14 protein-coding genes are annotated in these 16,574 nt (G+C 49.3%); 2 read left to right on the top strand and 12 right to left on the bottom strand.

Features of this window, described 5'->3' with window-relative positions; genetic code table 11:
* Positions 1-15 precede the first annotated feature (15 nt).
* The 9 genes from JYB63_RS03035 to JYB63_RS02995 form a co-directional block, all read right to left on the bottom strand.
* A complete protein-coding gene (locus JYB63_RS03035; protein WP_205656330.1) occupies positions 16-486 on the bottom strand; it encodes a CreA family protein in 471 nt (156 codons plus the stop codon).
* Between the two features lie 61 nt (positions 487-547).
* Positions 548-901: a 5-carboxymethyl-2-hydroxymuconate Delta-isomerase gene (locus JYB63_RS03030; RefSeq protein WP_205656329.1), complete on the bottom strand. Its 354-nt coding sequence runs from the start codon at positions 899-901 to the stop codon at positions 548-550.
* A 119-nt stretch (positions 902-1,020) separates the two neighbouring features.
* On the bottom strand, positions 1,021-2,139 hold the full coding sequence (gbdR, locus tag JYB63_RS03025; protein ID WP_205656328.1) for a choline metabolism transcriptional regulator GbdR: 1,119 nt from the start codon (positions 2,137-2,139) through the stop codon (positions 1,021-1,023).
* Between the two features lie 805 nt (positions 2,140-2,944).
* Positions 2,945-3,502 carry a hypothetical protein gene (locus JYB63_RS03020; protein WP_205656327.1) on the bottom strand — a complete coding sequence of 186 codons (558 nt, stop codon included), beginning with the start codon at positions 3,500-3,502 and terminating at the stop codon, positions 2,945-2,947.
* Positions 3,503-3,611: 109 nt separating this feature from the next.
* Positions 3,612-6,599, bottom strand: coding sequence for an MFS transporter (locus JYB63_RS03015; RefSeq protein WP_205656326.1), 2,988 nt, complete (start codon positions 6,597-6,599; stop codon positions 3,612-3,614).
* 672 nt (positions 6,600-7,271) lie between these two features.
* Complete coding sequence (locus JYB63_RS03010) at positions 7,272-8,852, bottom strand: BCCT family transporter (protein WP_205656325.1); 1,581 nt, start codon at positions 8,850-8,852, stop codon at positions 7,272-7,274.
* A gap of 235 nt (positions 8,853-9,087) precedes the next feature.
* Positions 9,088-9,594: a M48 metallopeptidase family protein gene (locus tag JYB63_RS03005; protein WP_205656324.1), complete on the bottom strand. Its 507-nt coding sequence runs from the start codon at positions 9,592-9,594 to the stop codon at positions 9,088-9,090.
* Entirely contained in the window at positions 9,594-9,848 is a 255-nt protein-coding gene (locus JYB63_RS03000) for a DUF1499 domain-containing protein (protein ID WP_205656323.1), read from the bottom strand. The genes JYB63_RS03005 and JYB63_RS03000 overlap by 1 nt, the downstream gene beginning before the upstream one ends.
* Positions 9,730-10,065, bottom strand: a complete 336-nt coding sequence (locus JYB63_RS02995; RefSeq protein ID WP_205657055.1) for a DUF1499 domain-containing protein — start codon at positions 10,063-10,065, stop codon at positions 9,730-9,732. Before JYB63_RS02995 ends, JYB63_RS03000 begins: the two co-directional genes overlap by 119 nt.
* Positions 10,066-10,489: 424 nt before the next feature.
* Here JYB63_RS02995 and JYB63_RS02990 point away from each other — a divergent pair, with 424 nt between their 5' ends.
* Complete coding sequence (locus tag JYB63_RS02990; protein WP_205656322.1) at positions 10,490-11,191, top strand: endonuclease; 702 nt, start codon at positions 10,490-10,492, stop codon at positions 11,189-11,191.
* A gap of 169 nt (positions 11,192-11,360) precedes the next feature.
* Here the strand turns inward: JYB63_RS02990 and JYB63_RS02985 are convergent, their stop codons facing one another.
* The 3 genes from JYB63_RS02985 to ppsA form a co-directional block, all read right to left on the bottom strand.
* The gene (locus JYB63_RS02985; protein ID WP_205656321.1) at positions 11,361-11,678 is read right to left on the bottom strand and encodes a hypothetical protein; all 318 of its coding nucleotides are present in this window, start codon (positions 11,676-11,678) and stop codon (positions 11,361-11,363) included.
* A 579-nt stretch (positions 11,679-12,257) separates the two neighbouring features.
* Positions 12,258-12,728 (bottom strand): hypothetical protein, encoded by a 471-nt coding sequence (locus tag JYB63_RS02980; protein ID WP_205656320.1) that lies wholly within the window; start codon positions 12,726-12,728, stop codon positions 12,258-12,260.
* Between the two features lie 103 nt (positions 12,729-12,831).
* Positions 12,832-15,231, bottom strand: a complete 2,400-nt coding sequence (gene ppsA / locus JYB63_RS02975; RefSeq protein WP_243431790.1) for a phosphoenolpyruvate synthase — start codon at positions 15,229-15,231, stop codon at positions 12,832-12,834.
* Between the two features lie 510 nt (positions 15,232-15,741).
* Between ppsA and ppsR the strand changes: the two genes are divergently transcribed.
* A complete protein-coding gene (gene ppsR / locus JYB63_RS02970) occupies positions 15,742-16,560 on the top strand; it encodes a posphoenolpyruvate synthetase regulatory kinase/phosphorylase PpsR (RefSeq protein WP_205656318.1) in 819 nt (272 codons plus the stop codon).
* The last annotated feature ends 14 nt before the right edge of the window (positions 16,561-16,574 follow it).

Genomic DNA, 16,574 nt, shown 5'->3' with positions numbered 1-16,574 from the left:
CCCGGCTTTGCGCTGTTACCAGGGGCGGATCGGCACACTGGAGATGCTGTTCTTGGGTGAACCTTCGACCAGTTTATCGGAATACACCAGATATATAAGCACGTTACGTTTCTGATCCAGAAAACGGACAACCTGCATGCTTTTGAACAGAATGGAGGTTTTCTGCTTAAACACCCGCTCCCCGTTTTTAAGATCAGCCGGCAGGGTTATCGGGCCAACCTGACGACAGGCAATGGAGGCATCGGAAGTATCTTCCGCCAGCCCCAGGCTGCCGCTGATGCCACCGGTTTTTGCCCGGCTCAGGTGACAGGTTACGCCGGGGATTCTCGGATCATCGAAAGCTTCAATAACAATTTTATGGTTCGCTCCCAGCAGTTTAAACACGGTATCCACACTGCCAATCTCTTCAGCCTGAATGGCTGTGGTGGCAAACACTGCGCTGAATAACACACCGGCTAACAGCGATATCCGTTTAGAAAAAAGCATCTTTTACTTCCTTAAAAGCAATTAATTTCAGCAAGTTACAGTCATATATTAAATACAAGCTTCAGAATATAACCTTAGAGTAACTGGCCCGTTCCATCTCACTGATTTCAACACTCAGGGATACCTGAGTAAGCCCTGTTTCACTCAGGTAAGCGTGAAGCCCCTGCAGCACTTTTTTAGACAGATGCTTACGCTGCTCCACGGTACGGCCATCGAGAATCTTAACTTCAGTATGCAGCTGAGTAAGTGCGGTTTCGCCTATCTTCTGATTTTCAAGCCGCTGGATACGCACCTTGATATCCTCAGGTAAAAACAGTTCGCTGGAGATCGCTGCATCAAAACAGCGCTGCATCAGCACCTGCTGATCACAGTGTTTTAAGATCTCCGGGCTGCACTCAAGTATGCAATGGGGCATGGGTTATCAATCCTTGTGAATCCTGTGAGCCGGCATCATAGCAGTTGCAGGCACAAAAAACCCGGAGAGCCGTTCAGCTGTCCGGGTTATCAGTATTGTGTTCTGTGTTGTGTTCTTTATCAGAGCGTGACGGAACCAAAACTCGGTTCAGCCTGTGCTTCAGTCAACGCTGAAGATGAACGGGCAGCCCGGGCTATCAGTTGCTCATCGGCGGCCGGATCGCCCATCACAGTCTCCTGCCCTTTACCCCAGACACGTTTACGCTCGTCCCGTGGGGAAATGCCAATGTGCTTACGGTAGCAGCGGCTGAAGTGCGGTGTAGAGACAAAGCCACAGGCACTGGCAATTTCAACAATCGACATACTCGACTGCTTCAGCAGCTGACGGGCACGGTCCAGGCGTAACTTAAGGTAGTAACGGGACGGCGAGCAGTTCAGGTACTTATGGAACATACGCTCCAGCTGACGGCGGGATACGTCAACAAAGCGGGCCAGTTCGTCCAGCTCGATCGGTTCTTCCAGGTTGGCTTCCATCAGTTCGATGATGTCTACCAGTTTCGGCTTAGGCTGGCCGTTGTTGTGTAACTGACGCAACGGAATACGCTGCTGGTCAAATTCACTGCGGATACGGTCGCAGACAAACATGTCTGAAACGGCACTGGAAAGCTTGGAGCCGTGCTGTAATGACACCAGGTGCAGGAACATATCCATCGGCGTATTGCCCCCGGAGGACGTCATACGCTTCTGATCAATGGTGAACAGACGATTATTACAGCGAACCTTCGGATAGCGTTCCTGTAGTGCTGCGATACATTCCCAGTGCGCACTGCATTCGTGGTCATCCAGCAGGCCTGCGTGGGCCAGTGCATAAGGGCCGGTGCAGATACCGCCAATGACAATGCCGCGGCGGGCCTGTGCCTGTATCCAGCTGATCTGCTTAGGACGGTAGCTGCGGGTAATGTTTACACCGCCGGCAACGATCAGAATATCAACATCCGGTGCGTGGCTGATGCTGGCATCCGGCGTAAAGCACAGGCCGTCACTGGCACGCACCTGTTCGCCGTTTTCAGAAATCATGTGCCAGCTGTACAGCTCTTCACCGGATAGCTGATTGGCCATACGCAACGGTTCAACCGCTGACGCCAGGGCAATCATGGTGAAATTGTCCAGCAACAGAAAGCCCACACGGGTCTGTTCTTTTGTTTCCTTAAAAGGGTGTCGCATAACAACTGAAGTCATAGTATGCCCTCTCAGACGCCCCTTGGTCGTTACCGCACGACACAAGTCACTAATATTATTATTAATTCAGATATTTACGCTTCTGCTGCACCCGTGGTTATGTATATTCAGGCAAACGGCCGGCACTGGCCGTAACCCATCGGGTTAACCTGTGAGATACATGTCCGAAGTGCGATACTCTCGGCTGTCAGTCAGCCAGCAGTGTACAGCAACACTCAATTCATACCCTGAGATGAATCCGGGTACTCCCAAGAATTCAATGTTAAGTCTTTACAGACTTTAAAATCTGAACCTGATGCTATTTATCCGTAAACAGCTTAACCGTATCGCTTAAGAAGAGCCTGAAGCAGACCCGGAAGGTTTCCGATCAGAAAACCGGGCTTTGGTGGTTTTTTTAAATGCCCTGTTTCGCTCTGATCTTTCCGCAGCGGATAAGATGAGGAGATATATTAATCACTCCCCTGAAAGTCGAATACGAAAAAGCGACATCTTGGCTCGAGATTTTATCAAATAGCGACATTAAAAATTATTTTCGCCGAATAGCGACAGACTTTTTACGTTTTTCGGCTACGGCCTGATCAGCCGAGGCCTGCGGGCGTTTTTTTATTAAACGCTTTATCAAAAAAAAGCCCGGAAAATGCATTTCCTGTGTGATTCAGAGGTTTCCGATTGGCAACGGAAATCACACCCGGATTAGCCATTACAGTGATGTATCTGTCCGTTGTTTTCAGTCATCAATACCTGAAATTAATAATGCAGATACTAACTCTGTGGGTGTTGAACTCTGGTTATTAAGCTCTGGGTATTAAACAGCACCGGCGTTAAACACCATTTGCCGGAAACTCATCAACCCTGCTACCAGCCGTAATGCCTGATCAATGGCGGCATCACTTTCACCATGTTGCCGCAAACTGTGCAGGTGGCTGTTGTAACAGACAAAGCCACTGTTAATGGCTGAAACCGCCACGCAGGCATAGTGGTAGCCACAGGCGTTGCTCACATCCAGATCGTCAAACGGACGCATTTGCAGGTCCTGCAGACTGCCACCGGCTTGTAGCGGCTGGATATTTCGTGCCATGAAATAAGGGTTCGTCACTGCCATTCTGCTGCTGGCAAGTATCACTCCCCTGTTTATCTCTTCAGCTGGTGCTGCAAATTGCTGATTTGCCCACTTCATGATTTTGTCATCACGTAAGGCATGCACGGCGGCCCACAGAACCCAGTCCCGGCTTTCCTGGCTAAGCACCCCGTCCGCTTCGATCGTTTCGGTCAGCAAATTTAACTGATCTTCCAGTTCCGGTATCCGGGCCAGCAGTTTGCTGAGCTGAGGAATGCTGTCGGTATAGATACTGATACGGGACATGGTACGGTCCTTATTTTAAGCGAAAAAAATCGCCGCAAAGGCGGCGATTTCTGAGTGACGGCATTATAAGCCCTGGCCCGGTAACTGCAATTCCCGGAGCAGGAATTGATTAGCTTGTAGGTTTGTCCGTGTTATCTTCGCTGTCAGTGGCCTGTTCAGGCGCATCATCGATGCTTTGCGCCCATTCGCCGTCGGCTGCTTCGTCACCAGCACTGATGGCATCAACAATGTCAGATGCAGATTCAGGCAGAACCTCGACAACGGCAGCAGCTACATCAACGGTGTTTTCCGGAGCCGCTTCAGCAATACGTTGCACCAGTTCCACCGCAGCTTCGCTGACGGTTTCAGTAGCAGCTTCGCTATCAGCTTCGCTGTCTTCTTCAGATGCAGTTTCAGCGACTGTTTCCTCTGCAGCTTCAGTAACCGTTTCTGTTTCAGCTTCTGCTTCCTCTTCAGCAGATTCGTCATGGCTTGCTGAAATGTCAGCTGCTACGCCGGCGGCAACATCGGCAGCTGCATCCGGTAAGGCCTCAACAACGGCAACAGCTACGTCTACAGCTGTATCCGGTGCTACTTCGTTAATCCGCTGTACCAGTTCTACTGCGGCTTCGTTATCGAATACTGTCTGCTCAGCTTCAACTTCAGTTTCAGCTTCAATATTAGCTTCGGCTTCAGCTTCAGCTTCAATATCAGCAGCCAACAGCGCAGTTTCATCCTGAGATTCGCTGACAGAATCAGTTTGAGTGCCGGCATCTGCGTTTGTAGCAGTTTCAGAATCAGCTTCAGTTTCAGTATCTTCCTGCTGGCTGGCCATTTCAGACGCCACTTCAGCAGCAACCTCGGCGGCGGATTCAGGCATGGCTTCAACAACCGCTACCGCAACATCCACGGCGACTTCGTCCGGTGCCACTTCATTGATGCGGTGTACCAGCTCAACTGCGGCTTCGTTGCCAGTCTGTTCTTCGCTCTGGTCATCGTCCTGAACATCACTACGCTGTTCAGTATCTTCCGCAGCCTGTTCCTCATCAGCCTGGTTGCTCACCATACTTGCAGCGACACCTGCAGCCACGTCTGCCGCACTTTCCGGCATGGCTTCAACGGCAGCAACTGCCACATCAACCGCCTGTTCAGGCGCAACTTCAGCCAGACGGGTAACCAGTTCAACTGTGTCGTTCTGAGCAGCCTGCTCAGCTTCAGACAATTCTTCAGCCTCGTCTTGCTGTTCTGTTGCAGTTTCGGTGCTTTCTTCTTCATCCGGCATGGCGTTTGCCATGAAGCCTTCGGTAACAGAAACCGCCGCTTCAGGTACTGCATCTACCATAGCTACCGCAACATCCATTGCCTGTTCAGGAGCAGCTTCCCACAGCTCGCTGGCGATGTCTGCTGCATCCTGGACACTGGTATCATCTTCCATATCCGCAGGACGGGTTGCTTCAAGTTCTTCTGCCAGCACCTGAGCATAGTACTCAGCGACCTGGGTAACGGATTCCGGTGCAGCTTCGGCTGCTACCTTAGCCATTTCTACCCGAATATCCGGCAGCGCACGGCCAATTTCAGCTGCAATTGAAACCACCTGATTAGGATGGGTCTCAGCCAGCTTGGTGACCAGTTCATAAGCAAGCTCAGGTTTAGCCGTTACGATTGAGCGGGTGATGTCCAGAATCTGATAAGGCACCACTTCTTTCATGACTTCGTACAGACGCAGTACATCGATGCCCTGTACTTCGGCAACCGCAGCAGCCACTTCAGTACCCTTGGCTGGGTTGGACATCGCAATGGCACGGGCCATTTTAACCGCCGCTGCAGGATCTACTTCAGCAATCGCAACCGCAGTTTTAGCCTCTTTACTCATTGGCATAACTGGTTCTTTGTACTCAGTACGCGGGTCAAGCTCTACCGCCACACTGGTACCGGTGGCCTGCATTACGAAGCTTTCCTGCTGCTCTACCGGCAGCGCATCCCGTACAGTCATCCGGTAGGCTACAAAACCTGCCAGACAGAACTGGACAAGGCCCAGGAAGTAAAACAGTGCGGTGCTGCCAAAGGCATCCATCGTCATGGACGCGATGTATGGGCCCATGATGCCGCCGATGGAGAAAATAACAATCAGCTTGCCGGACGCTGCAACCATCTGATTCTGTTTCAGGGTATCGAAGGTCTGCGACACACTTAACGGATAGGTACAGGCAATAATCCCGCAGGTAATCGCAGCACCCAGATAAGCAATCCAGATCTGTCCCAGCGGTGCAAATACCGACACAATCACACCCACACCTGAAGACACTAACAGCAGGTACATCAGTACTGTACGGCGGTCGAAACGGTCAGACAGATAGCCTACCGGGAACTGCAGCACAAACGCACCGAAGATCGCCGCCCCCATAAACAGTGACAGCTGGAAGTTCACAATGCCAAAGTCGTTGGCAAAGATCGGCAGCATGTTAAAAATAGCCTGGTAGATAATGCCTGAAGCAAAGCAACTGATAACACCCAGAGGAGATGCCTTGTACAGGTCCTTAATCGACATTGAAGTCACATCTTCAACGATTGGGCCTTTGTTCTTACTCAGTACCATCGGAATAATCGCGGTACACAGCAAAATGCCGGTGGCAACAAATAAGACAGTGCCGGCAGGGTCGGCCGCATTCAGCAGGAACTGCCCCAGGAACAGGCCGCCCAGTACGACTGCGTTATATACACCAAGTACCTTGCCGCGGGTCTGTTTGTCAGAACTGCCGCTGAGCCAGCTTTCCATCGCCGTAGCAGCTGAAGCGTTACAGAAGCCAATGAAGACACGCATTGCGCCCCACAGGATTGGGTCGGTATACAGGCTGCAGATCAGGACGCTGATGGTACCCAGTGCAACACAACCGGCAAACATACGAATATGCCCTGCCCGCTTGATCAGCTCTTTACTGTAAAGTGCGCCCAGTAATGCGCCGACAGAATACAGCGATAACACCATACCGATGGAGTTAGCATCAAAACTCTCAAGCTCCATCCGTATCGGCAGAAAGACGTTAATCAGTCCGTTACCCAGATACAGAATGAAACAGCTGGTGAACAACGCTATCAATGGCAGAATAGTTGCGCGCACTTAAGGAATTCTCTACTTCAATAATTCGTTAATATTTACTGTCAGGCCTTATTGCCGGTTTTCTCAGCAAGGTGCGCAGCATACTGTGGTGCTGACCGGAAACGGATTACCGGCCGCTAAGGATGCGTTACATCTCTGTAAAACATAGCGTTTTGGTCTGAAACGTCAAAGGGAATTATCCCCGTTTGTAGGTTCAGTTCTGAAAACTCTGCCGCTTTAACCCGAAACCCTTCGGCTTTATTTTCGTTGCGCCTCATTGGCAGCAGGAAAACTCAGCCATGCCATTAGATTTTATAGAAGAATAAAACCAATAACGGCACCTGAACACTCAAATGAGCATCCAGTAAAGCGTGTCTTGCAGGTAAATTTTTCGGTCGGAAAGCGCCGGGAGAACTGGTCAGAAATGAACCGTTTCTATGGGGCGCAAAGGTAAAGGTTTATTGCTTAACCCGCAATCTTTGCGCCTTTAAAAACATGCTTAAATGCGTCACATAAATATCTGTATGTGAAGTTTTAACAGGACTGTCATATCAGGCGGGAAAAAGCACTAAAAATGCCTTAATTGATAAGACCTTAGAGGGATATTGCAGGCAGCAAAAAGCCGGCTTGCGCCGGCTTTATTCTGATCATTTTTTAACGGTTATAAACACCGTTGGATCAGTAAGATCTCGCTTAACGAGGTTCGTCTTTCAGACCTTTATACAGGCTTACGCACATGCACAGCAGAACCACCGTAAACGGCAGACCTACTGTTACTGCACCAGCCTGCAGAGCAGTCAGCGCTTCAGAACCGCCACCGTACAGCAGTACACCGGCGATAACGCCCTGCAGTACCGCCCAGAACAGACGCTGTGGTGCAGGTGCATCAACTTTACCGCCCGCAGTAATCGAGTCGATTACCAATGAGCCGGAATCAGAAGATGTAATGAAGAACACCAGAACCAGGATAATCGCCAGTAAAGAAGTGATTTCCACTAATGGCAGGTTTTCAAGCATCTGGAACATCGCCAGAGACACGTCACCAACACCGTTAGCCAGTGCGCCAACACCGTTCTGAACCTGATCAAGCGCGCTGCCACCAAAGGCTGCCATCCATACTGCAGATACCAGGGTAGGCACCAGCAGTACTGCGATCATGAATTCACGAACAGTACGGCCCTTGGAGATACGTGCAATGAACATACCTACGAAAGGAGACCAGGAAATCCACCAGGCCCAGTAGAACACAGTCCAGCCGTGGAACCAGGTGTCGTCTTCACGACCAACCCAGTTGCTCAGCGGTACAATGTTCTCTGCATAGCTGCCCAGAATTCCGAAGAAGTTAGACAGGAACGCAGCAACAGAACCGGCGAAAATAACAAACATCAGCAACGCAAAAGCGATGATCATGTTGATGTTACTCAGCAGTTTCACACCACCGTCCAGGCCACGAACAACAGAGAAGATAGCAATCGCGCTTACCGCAACGATGATGCCGATCTGAGTTGAAATGTTGTTCTCGATACCAAACAGGAAGTTCAGACCACCGGCCGCCTGGCTTGCGCCAAGACCCAGAGACGTCGCCAGACCGAAGATAGTTGCCAGTACAGCAACGATATCGATGACGTGACCAATCGGACCCCATACACGGTCACCCAACAGTGGGTAGAACGCAGAACGGATAGTCAGTGGCAGACCTTTGTTATAGGTAAAGAAGCACAGTGCCAGCGCAACAACGCCGTAGATGGCCCATGGGTGCATACCCCAGTGGAACATAGTCGCGCCCATCGCTGCAGAAGCACCTTCAGGGGTGTTTGGCGCCGCATTCAGAGGCGTGCCGTACCAGTTGGTGTAATACGCAACAGGTTCAGCAACACTCCAGAACATCAGGCCAATGCCCATGCCGGCAGCAAATAACATGCACAACCAGGAAATGGTGCTGAAATCAGTTTTTGCTGATTTACCACCAAGCTTTACCTTACCGACCGGCAGGACAATCAAAGCTAAACAGAACAAGACGAAAACGTTACCACCGATCATGAATAACCAGTCGAACGTCTGAATTGACCAGGTACGAGCGCCAACCAGCATTTCTTTTGCGTCAGCCGGGAAAATCAGGGCAAACACAATGAAAAGCAAGATAGCTACAGCACTGATCGCAAACACCGGATTATGGACATCCATACCCATCATCTGGACGTTACTTTGCCCTATCTGATAATCAGAATCATATTCCGTACCAGAGCCTTGCGAGCTTTTAGAGTTATCGTACATAAACGACTCCAATTTGTTGTTATTATTGGCACCTTTGAACGACAGGCCTAACCGAAGCGCCAGGCCGCAAAAATGCCCGCACCATACTAGGCAGATACGTCATTCAGATGATTGCAGTTAACGACATGTATGTGACGGGAAATGACCGTTTTCGACAAAGCGGTTGATCTGCGACAAGCTTTTGCCTGTTAAGGACTTCGGAGTCGCTGGGAGACAAAATTATTTGCGCAGGACGTCACCAGTTAACATGGCCCTGATGGTCGAGCAGAGTCAGATACAGACGCAAATCAAGCTCTAACTGGTGGTAATCCGGCTCCATATGGCAGCAAAGCTTATAGAACGCCTTGTTGTGATCCTTCTCCCGCAAATGCGCCAGTTCATGCACCACGATCATTTTCAGGAAAGGCTCTGGCGTATCGCGAAACAGGCTGGCGACTCGGATTTCACGTTTGGATTTGAGTTTGTTGCCCTGTACCCGGGCGATCTGGGTATGTAAGCCCAGTGCGTTATGAATGACATCAATCTTATCGTCATAAATAACCTTGCTCAGTGCCGGCGACTGACGCAGATAGGCCTGCTTGATATCCATGGCGTACTCATACAGGGCTTTGGCCTGACGAATGTCGTGCCCTGGCCGGTATCGCTTACTCAGATATGCGTCCAGCTTATTCTGCTGCAGTAGTGCTTCGGCCTGTTCCTGAAGATGCGCCGGATAGCCGTTAAGAAAACGTTTTGCTGTCATCACCAACCTGCCTTCTTCAGATGTTCCCGGAAGGCGTCATAACGCTTACGGTTAACGGAGAAATCACTTCTGCCTACCCGGGAAGCCGAGCGGATGTGCAACACCCCTGCTGATTCATTAATCCGTAATTCAAAATCATCGACGAAACGGAAAATCCGGCTGGTAAACCGGGTCGCCAGATAACTCCCCTGCCATCCCGGACTGTCCGCCCCCCATGCGATCCAGTGTTTTAACAATATCCAGTTGTAACTCATCGAGGGGCTTATCCGGTAACGGAACAGGATCTACTTTTGCTTCAGGTCTTGTTGCCGGGCTGTAACTTTCACTGTTTACACAGTTCGGTTTATCAGGGCACTGCGCTAACTGACCGTTTTGCAGACCCGGTGCGCTACCCTTATGTGACCACCAGCCCTTAACGAACATGGTAATCAGCAACAGGATCACTATAAAAATTACAGATTTAAGCAACATAGAGGTATCCGCCGTAAAATTCGCAGGCCATTATCTTTACTGGCACCAGACAATACAAGAATAGCCGGGGAATTTAGCTGCCACACATACGCACGCCCCACTCAACTGATTACAGAGCCGTGTGGCAGGGTTTCAGTCCATATTTCTTAAAAGATAACGGTATAAATATATTTGTACAGAGCTCCTCAGGATGATTACAACTGCCATATAACTTCTTCTGCAATAGAGACATGGCAGCCACGCTCAATTCTTTTTAGCAGTTAATTAGTTACTCACATAGTCGTCACAACTGAACCATTCTAATCAAAGCCACCTCAATATTGGACGAATCCTGCTTTATCTACTAGAAAGATGAAACGCTGAATTTATACCAACTAACAATAATTTTTAGATCGCTAACGTACTCTGTTACAAGGAAGGCAACATGAACAGACATGACTTCATCGAAATCGCCGGTGGTATTTTCAAAAATAATCAGTACTACACACAATGGAGCGGTAATAAAAAAGCCGAGTACTTCTGGGATTTTTTCGATGACGATACCGATGACTATATTCACGCAGTATATGCAGGGGTAAATATAGATACTCTTCAGCGTAAGAAGAAATACAGCATTGAGCACATAATCCCAAAATCATTTTTAAAATCATATTTGTCGAACAATAATAACAACGAAGAAATCATCAAAGGTTCCACAACCAACCCTCTTAACTTCGCTGCCTGCCATCGCAACATAAATTCAGCTAGGCGTAACTGGCCATTCGATGTGGAAGACGATCGTATTGTTCGGAGTTATACGATCAATATGGAAGGTATCTATTCTGATTTCGGCTTTGATGATGAAAATGAATGGGTTGTACCAATCCGCTCCCAAGGTGATATTGCCCGATCCATTCTCTATATGTGCTTAATTTACGATATCAACGAGCTCTACGGCGAGCACCTCAATATCTATCGTCGGTGGGCCAAGGTAGATCCACCGAATATATGGGAGCTGAAATATAATGAGTGGGTCCATCAGAAGTTAGGTATTCGGAATCCTTTTGTTGCTGACTACAATAACCCTGTCCAAGCTTTTCAATTACTTGATGACAATGAGTTAATGGATTCAATCCTTCTCTCATAATCAGGTATAAAAAACTAAACCGCAGTACATCGTTCAACAGGTTGATGTACTGCGATGGCAGGGCTTGTGAATATATAGAAGACTTCTACAAAACCTCCTGATCGACAAGATTCAACTACACACGTGACTAAGCCCTACTTTCACCAACCAAGCGAGATGTAGTCTTCAGTCAGACGCCGTTTGTCATCGACCAGTCCATCAAATAGATCGTAAATGAATAGAAAGCTGCACCAGCAATATTTACTGCAGTCAGAGTTACGAAGAACTTGCCCCAGTAATCTTTCCGACGTCGGAGCAACCATAACAAGCCAGCCAGTATGCCGACAGCTGCTACAGGGATAAGCAAGGGAATAAGTACTTCATCAGAATGCGCCCCATAACTGAAAGCTTCATCCAATTCGTAGTACTCAAATGCTTTGACTATAAAGAAGTGTACAGAAACAGCGTAAGCAACATAGCTAAGCCCGGCGATGATCCTATTTTTCATACTAATAAAGTCCATTTAGGAAACTTAAAACGGTTCAACTGCCATCGCCGTGTAATACTTCATACAGCTCTTCTATATTTGCAACAGCTACTGAATACCACACTAGAAATATGACAGCCGATAAAGTATATGCTGCGCCTTCCGGGCTAAAAAAGCCTAAAGACAAACAAATGAAAAGACCTGCAATGAGTGTATAGAGTGAGGATTTAAACATCCGGCTGCAAACAATCAGCGCACGGGCATCTGACGACAATCCATTTAAAGCTAAAAACAATCCTGCATAGAGGATCCAGGTTATACCAGAAAATACTCATAGCAATAGAAGCGGTATGGCGATTAAAAATCCGACTGCCTGAGAAAAGGCTGTTACCATCCCCTGATGTATAAACCCTGACGTCAGGGCAGATTTCGTTGTATTACTTGCCTTATAGGTTTGCCTATCATACTCAGCAACTCGCTTCTGCCGCAGCTCAAGAACCTGATGATCAAACTCGGCCGCACAGTCCTGATGTGTTTTACACAACACCAGTTCTCCGCTGCCCCAGTTAATTCGCGTTGGATTACCGCACTTTTGACACTTCATCTGAACGATAGCTCCGGACGGAGCGTCTGAAGGTGCTGCCTGATAGCCTGAACGTCATGGAAGTAAAAGGACAAATACTGCCGGTCTTTGATATTCAGAATCAGCGCGTTGTACACCCACAAATCAATAACCCGTATCTTTTCTATATCAGCAACAGGGAACTCGACCTCATAATTTAATTTTGGCTTTGCGTAATGAAAAACACCGTCCTGTATAAGCACATATGAACCATCCAACCCATTAATGTAATCACGCCATAAATGAGTCGCACCTACAGGCAAAAATACAATCACGACTAAGCCGATCTTTACCGCAGTGTTTTCAAAACCTAAATACCAACCCATAGCAAACGCAATGGCACTGTAAATTAACCCTGCAAACTCAAAACGCGAATAAAAAGTACCTTTCCAGTCGAACTGCATCATCAATCCTTTAACCTGATCATCCTTATGTTTCCATTGGCGCATAATATCGTACGCCCTCAGAAAAATAACAATGCTCGTGTACTGAAAACACAAACAAAAACGCCCGTTACAGGAACGGGCGTTGTTATCAGTATATTCAGGCTGTTTACTCTTCAGAAGTACCGCCATTGGCAAGGAAGAACCAGGTATCTAGTACGGTATCCGGGTTAAGGGATACAGAGTCGATGCCCTCTTCCATCAGCCAGCGGGCCAGATCCGGGTGGTCGGATGGTCCCTGACCGCAGATGCCTACATACTTGTTGTGCTTCTTACAGGCCCGGATAGCCATGGCCAGCAACTGCCGAACCGCTTCGTTACGTTCATCGAACAGATGGGCGATGACGCCGGAGTCCCGGTCCAGTCCCAGTGTCAGCTGAGTCAGGTCATTGGAGCCGATGGAGAAGCCGTCGAAGTACTCCAGGAATTCCTCAGCCAGCAGCGCGTTAGCAGGTAACTCACACATCATGATGATGCGCAGGCCGTTCTCACCGCGGCGTAAGCCGTTTTCAGCCAGCAGATCGATAACCTGTTTGGCTTCACCCAGCGTCCGGACGAAAGGAATCATAATTTCAATGTTGCTGAGCTTCATTTTTTCACGCACGTACTTCATCGCACGGCATTCAAGCTCAAAACAGTCACGGAAACTTTCAGCGATATAGCGGCTGGCACCCCGGAAGCCAAGCATCGGGTTTTCTTCCCGGGCTTCATACGCGTCGCCGCCGATCAGATGGCTGTATTCATTCGATTTGAAGTCAGACATCCGGATAATGACTTTCTTCGGATAGAAGGCAGCCGCCAGGCTTGAAATCCCTTCAACCAGCTTGGATACGTAGAAATCGATCGGGTCTTTGTAACCGGCCGTACGGCGGTCGATAACCTGCTGCAGCCCCTCGCTTAACTGATCGTAATTGAGCAGTGCTTTGGGGTGAATGCCGATCATCCGGTTAATAATGAACTCCAGCCGTGCCAGGCCTACACCGGCATTCGGCAGCGCCTGGAAATCAAATGCGCGGTCAGGGTTACCCACGTTCATCATGATGTCGAATGGCAGGGATGGCATGGAATCAACACGGTTTGTCTGGTGTTCGAAGTCCAGTTTGCCCGAGTAAGCTTTACCGGTATCACCTTCCGCACAGGAGACGGTCACCAACTGACCTTCTTTAAGAACTTCAGTAGCATTGCCACAACCAACAATGGCGGGAATCCCCAGCTCACGGGCAATGATTGCCGCATGACAGGTCCGGCCACCCCGGTTAGTGATGATAGCGGAGGCCCGTTTCATGACCGGCTCCCAGTCCGGATCTGTCATGTCGGTAACCAGCACATCACCGGGTTGAACCAGATCCATCTCTGAAATGTCTTCAACCAGACGCACCGGGCCGTTACCAATACGGTGACCGATTGAACGGCCTTCGACCAGCACTTCACCGGTTTCTTTCAGCAGATAACGCTCAATAACCGCATCCTGTGAACGGCTCTTAACCGTTTCAGGGCGGGCCTGCACAACGTACAGTAAGCCGTCTTCACCGTCTTTTGCCCATTCAATGTCCATCGGGCAGCCGTAATGCTGCTCAATAGTAACAGCCAGTTTAGCCAGTTCCTGAATGTCGTCATCGTTAAGGGAGAAGCGCATACGTTCGGCCTGATCAACCGGAACGGTTTTAACACTGCTCTCACCTTCCCCTGCGGCTTCGTTATATACCATCTTAATGGCTTTGGTGCCCAGATTGCGGCGCAGTACAGCCGGTACATCCTGTCGCAGGGTTGGCTTATAAACGTAGAACTCATCCGGGTTAACTGCACCCTGAACCACGGTTTCACCTAAGCCGTAGGCGGAGGTAATAAAGACCACGTGCTGGAAACCGGATTCGGTATCCAGAGAGAACATGACACCACTGGTGGCGATGTCACTGCGTACCATGCGCTGAACACCTGCAGACAGGGATACTAGATCATGCTCAAATCCCTGATGTACCCGGTAGGCAATTGCCCGGTCGTTATACAGTGATGCAAATACAGATTTGATTGACTGCACCACGGCTTCATAGCCACGGACATTCAGAAAGGTTTCCTGCTGACCTGCAAAGGAGGCATCCGGCAAGTCTTCTGCGGTAGCGGATGAACGAACGGCAACACTGATGTCCTGACCGTCACACAATTCTTCGTAAGCAGCTTTGATAGCGCTTTCCAGCTCAGGCTGCAGAGGTTCGGCTTCAATCCAGCCGCGAATCTCTGCACCAACTCTGGCCAGTTCGCGAACGTCGTCGACGTCAAGGGCGGCCAGTGCCGCAGAGATCTTATCACCCAACTGGTGATAATTAAGAAATTCATTAAAAGCTTCAGCTGTTGTGGCAAATCCGCCGGGTACCCTGATACCGGCATCGCTCAGCTGACTTATCATCTCCCCCAGGGAGGCATTCTTCCCACCAACTTTATCGACATCCTTCATGCCCACCTGGGCTAACGAAATCACATAGTTGTGCAAAGTCTTTCTCCTTATTGTCATTTGTTCCGGGGTATGAACACGGTGTGCAGTCAATCCTGACGGTCGGGTAAACCGCTTAAGGACAAAACACCCGTTAGCCCGGCCATAATACTGTAATTATCATCAGATTATGAGAGGTATCCGCCCCTGTTTTAGCGGAAGTATTGCCCTACAGCAGACTCTGTGCAGAAACTGATCAGTATGACGATTGCGAAATTCTGTCATGGACTGCACCCAAAACCCGCTCCGGCCCCGTGGCGCGCCACGTCTGCAAGTACGAAAAGTATTAATAAACCGCGGGCTACAGCGGGATACAACCATCCTGTAGCGGGTGATCATCTGTCCCTATAAACCCTCTGACACTAAAAGCATTCCTTCATACCCTTTTATCAGGAATGAGTAACCAATAAATCCGTGTTATAGAAATATTCGACTTTTGGCGGATATATCAGCGTCAGCCGATACACAGGTATTGCTTTGCAATTATCTTCAAAGTGGCAATAATGCCGTTTTACTCAAAGATATAAGCCCATGAAACGTACAGCATTTTTTATTTCCGACGGTACCGGCATCACCGCCGAAGCATTGGGCAACAGCCTACTGGCTCAGTTTGAAGGCATTAACTTCGACAAGATCACCCTGCCGTATATCGACAGCATTGATAAAGCCCACGATGCGGTGAAACGCATTAATCAGGCCAGCGAATCTGATGGCCAGCAAGCCATTGTTTTCGACACGGTTGTAGATGAAACCATCCGCAAAGAAATCAGTAGCAGCATTTCTTACAAAATTGATGTGTTTTCAGCCTTCCTCAAGCCCCTTGAGCTGGAACTTGGCTGCCATTCTTCATACAGCGTCGGTACCTCCCACGGTATTCACGAGATGGACCGCTATAAGGACCGGATCGAATCGGTGAACTTTGCGCTGGACAATGATGACGGTGCCCGGACCCGCCAGTATGATCAGGCAGATATCATTCTGATCGGCGTTTCCCGTTGCGGTAAAACCCCGTCATGCCTGTATATGGCACTGCAGTTCGGCATCCGGGCGGCAAACTACCCCCTTACCGAAGAAGACCTGGATGAAGAAGATCTGCCAGCAATTCTCCGGCCATACCGGGACAAGCTTTATGGCCTGACAATCGACCCGTTCCAGTTAGCGGCTATCCGCCATGAACGCCGGGCAAACAGCCGCTACGCTTCTCTTGATCAGTGTGAGTTTGAAGTACGCAGTGTTGAGAAAATGCTGCGCCGGGAAAAACTGCCAAGCATTAACACCACCAGTTTCTCCATTGAAGAGATTGCCACCAAGATCATGGCCCATATGGATCTGGACCGGCGGATCGACTGACCCGCCTGCTGACA

This window comes from Aliamphritea spongicola (assembly GCF_017051665.1).
In the GTDB taxonomy this organism is placed as follows: Bacteria; Pseudomonadota; Gammaproteobacteria; order Pseudomonadales; family Balneatricaceae; genus Amphritea; species Amphritea spongicola.
This window is presented reverse-complemented; position numbering and strand designations above follow the sequence as displayed.

Excerpts from the sequence above, each read along its gene's own strand:
- JYB63_RS03020 (WP_205656327.1), bottom strand. The coding sequence starts at position 3,502 with ATGTCCCGTATCAGTATCTATACCGACAGCATTCCTCAGCTCAGCAAA.
- JYB63_RS02990 (WP_205656322.1), top strand. The coding sequence starts at position 10,490 with ATGAACAGACATGACTTCATCGAAATCGCCGGTGGTATTTTCAAAAAT.
- JYB63_RS02995 (WP_205657055.1), bottom strand. The coding sequence starts at position 10,065 with ATGTTGCTTAAATCTGTAATTTTTATAGTGATCCTGTTGCTGATTACC.
- JYB63_RS02980 (WP_205656320.1), bottom strand. The coding sequence starts at position 12,728 with ATGCGCCAATGGAAACATAAGGATGATCAGGTTAAAGGATTGATGATG.
- JYB63_RS03035 (WP_205656330.1), bottom strand. The coding sequence starts at position 486 with ATGCTTTTTTCTAAACGGATATCGCTGTTAGCCGGTGTGTTATTCAGC.
- gbdR (WP_205656328.1), bottom strand. The coding sequence starts at position 2,139 with ATGACTTCAGTTGTTATGCGACACCCTTTTAAGGAAACAAAAGAACAG.
- JYB63_RS02985 (WP_205656321.1), bottom strand. The coding sequence starts at position 11,678 with ATGAAAAATAGGATCATCGCCGGGCTTAGCTATGTTGCTTACGCTGTT.
- ppsA (WP_243431790.1), bottom strand. The coding sequence starts at position 15,231 with ATGACAATAAGGAGAAAGACTTTGCACAACTATGTGATTTCGTTAGCC.
- JYB63_RS03005 (WP_205656324.1), bottom strand. The coding sequence starts at position 9,594 with ATGACAGCAAAACGTTTTCTTAACGGCTATCCGGCGCATCTTCAGGAA.
- JYB63_RS03010 (WP_205656325.1), bottom strand. The coding sequence starts at position 8,852 with ATGTACGATAACTCTAAAAGCTCGCAAGGCTCTGGTACGGAATATGAT.
- ppsR (WP_205656318.1), top strand. The coding sequence starts at position 15,742 with ATGAAACGTACAGCATTTTTTATTTCCGACGGTACCGGCATCACCGCC.
- JYB63_RS03030 (WP_205656329.1), bottom strand. The coding sequence starts at position 901 with ATGCCCCATTGCATACTTGAGTGCAGCCCGGAGATCTTAAAACACTGT.
- JYB63_RS03000 (WP_205656323.1), bottom strand. The coding sequence starts at position 9,848 with ATGAGTTACAACTGGATATTGTTAAAACACTGGATCGCATGGGGGGCG.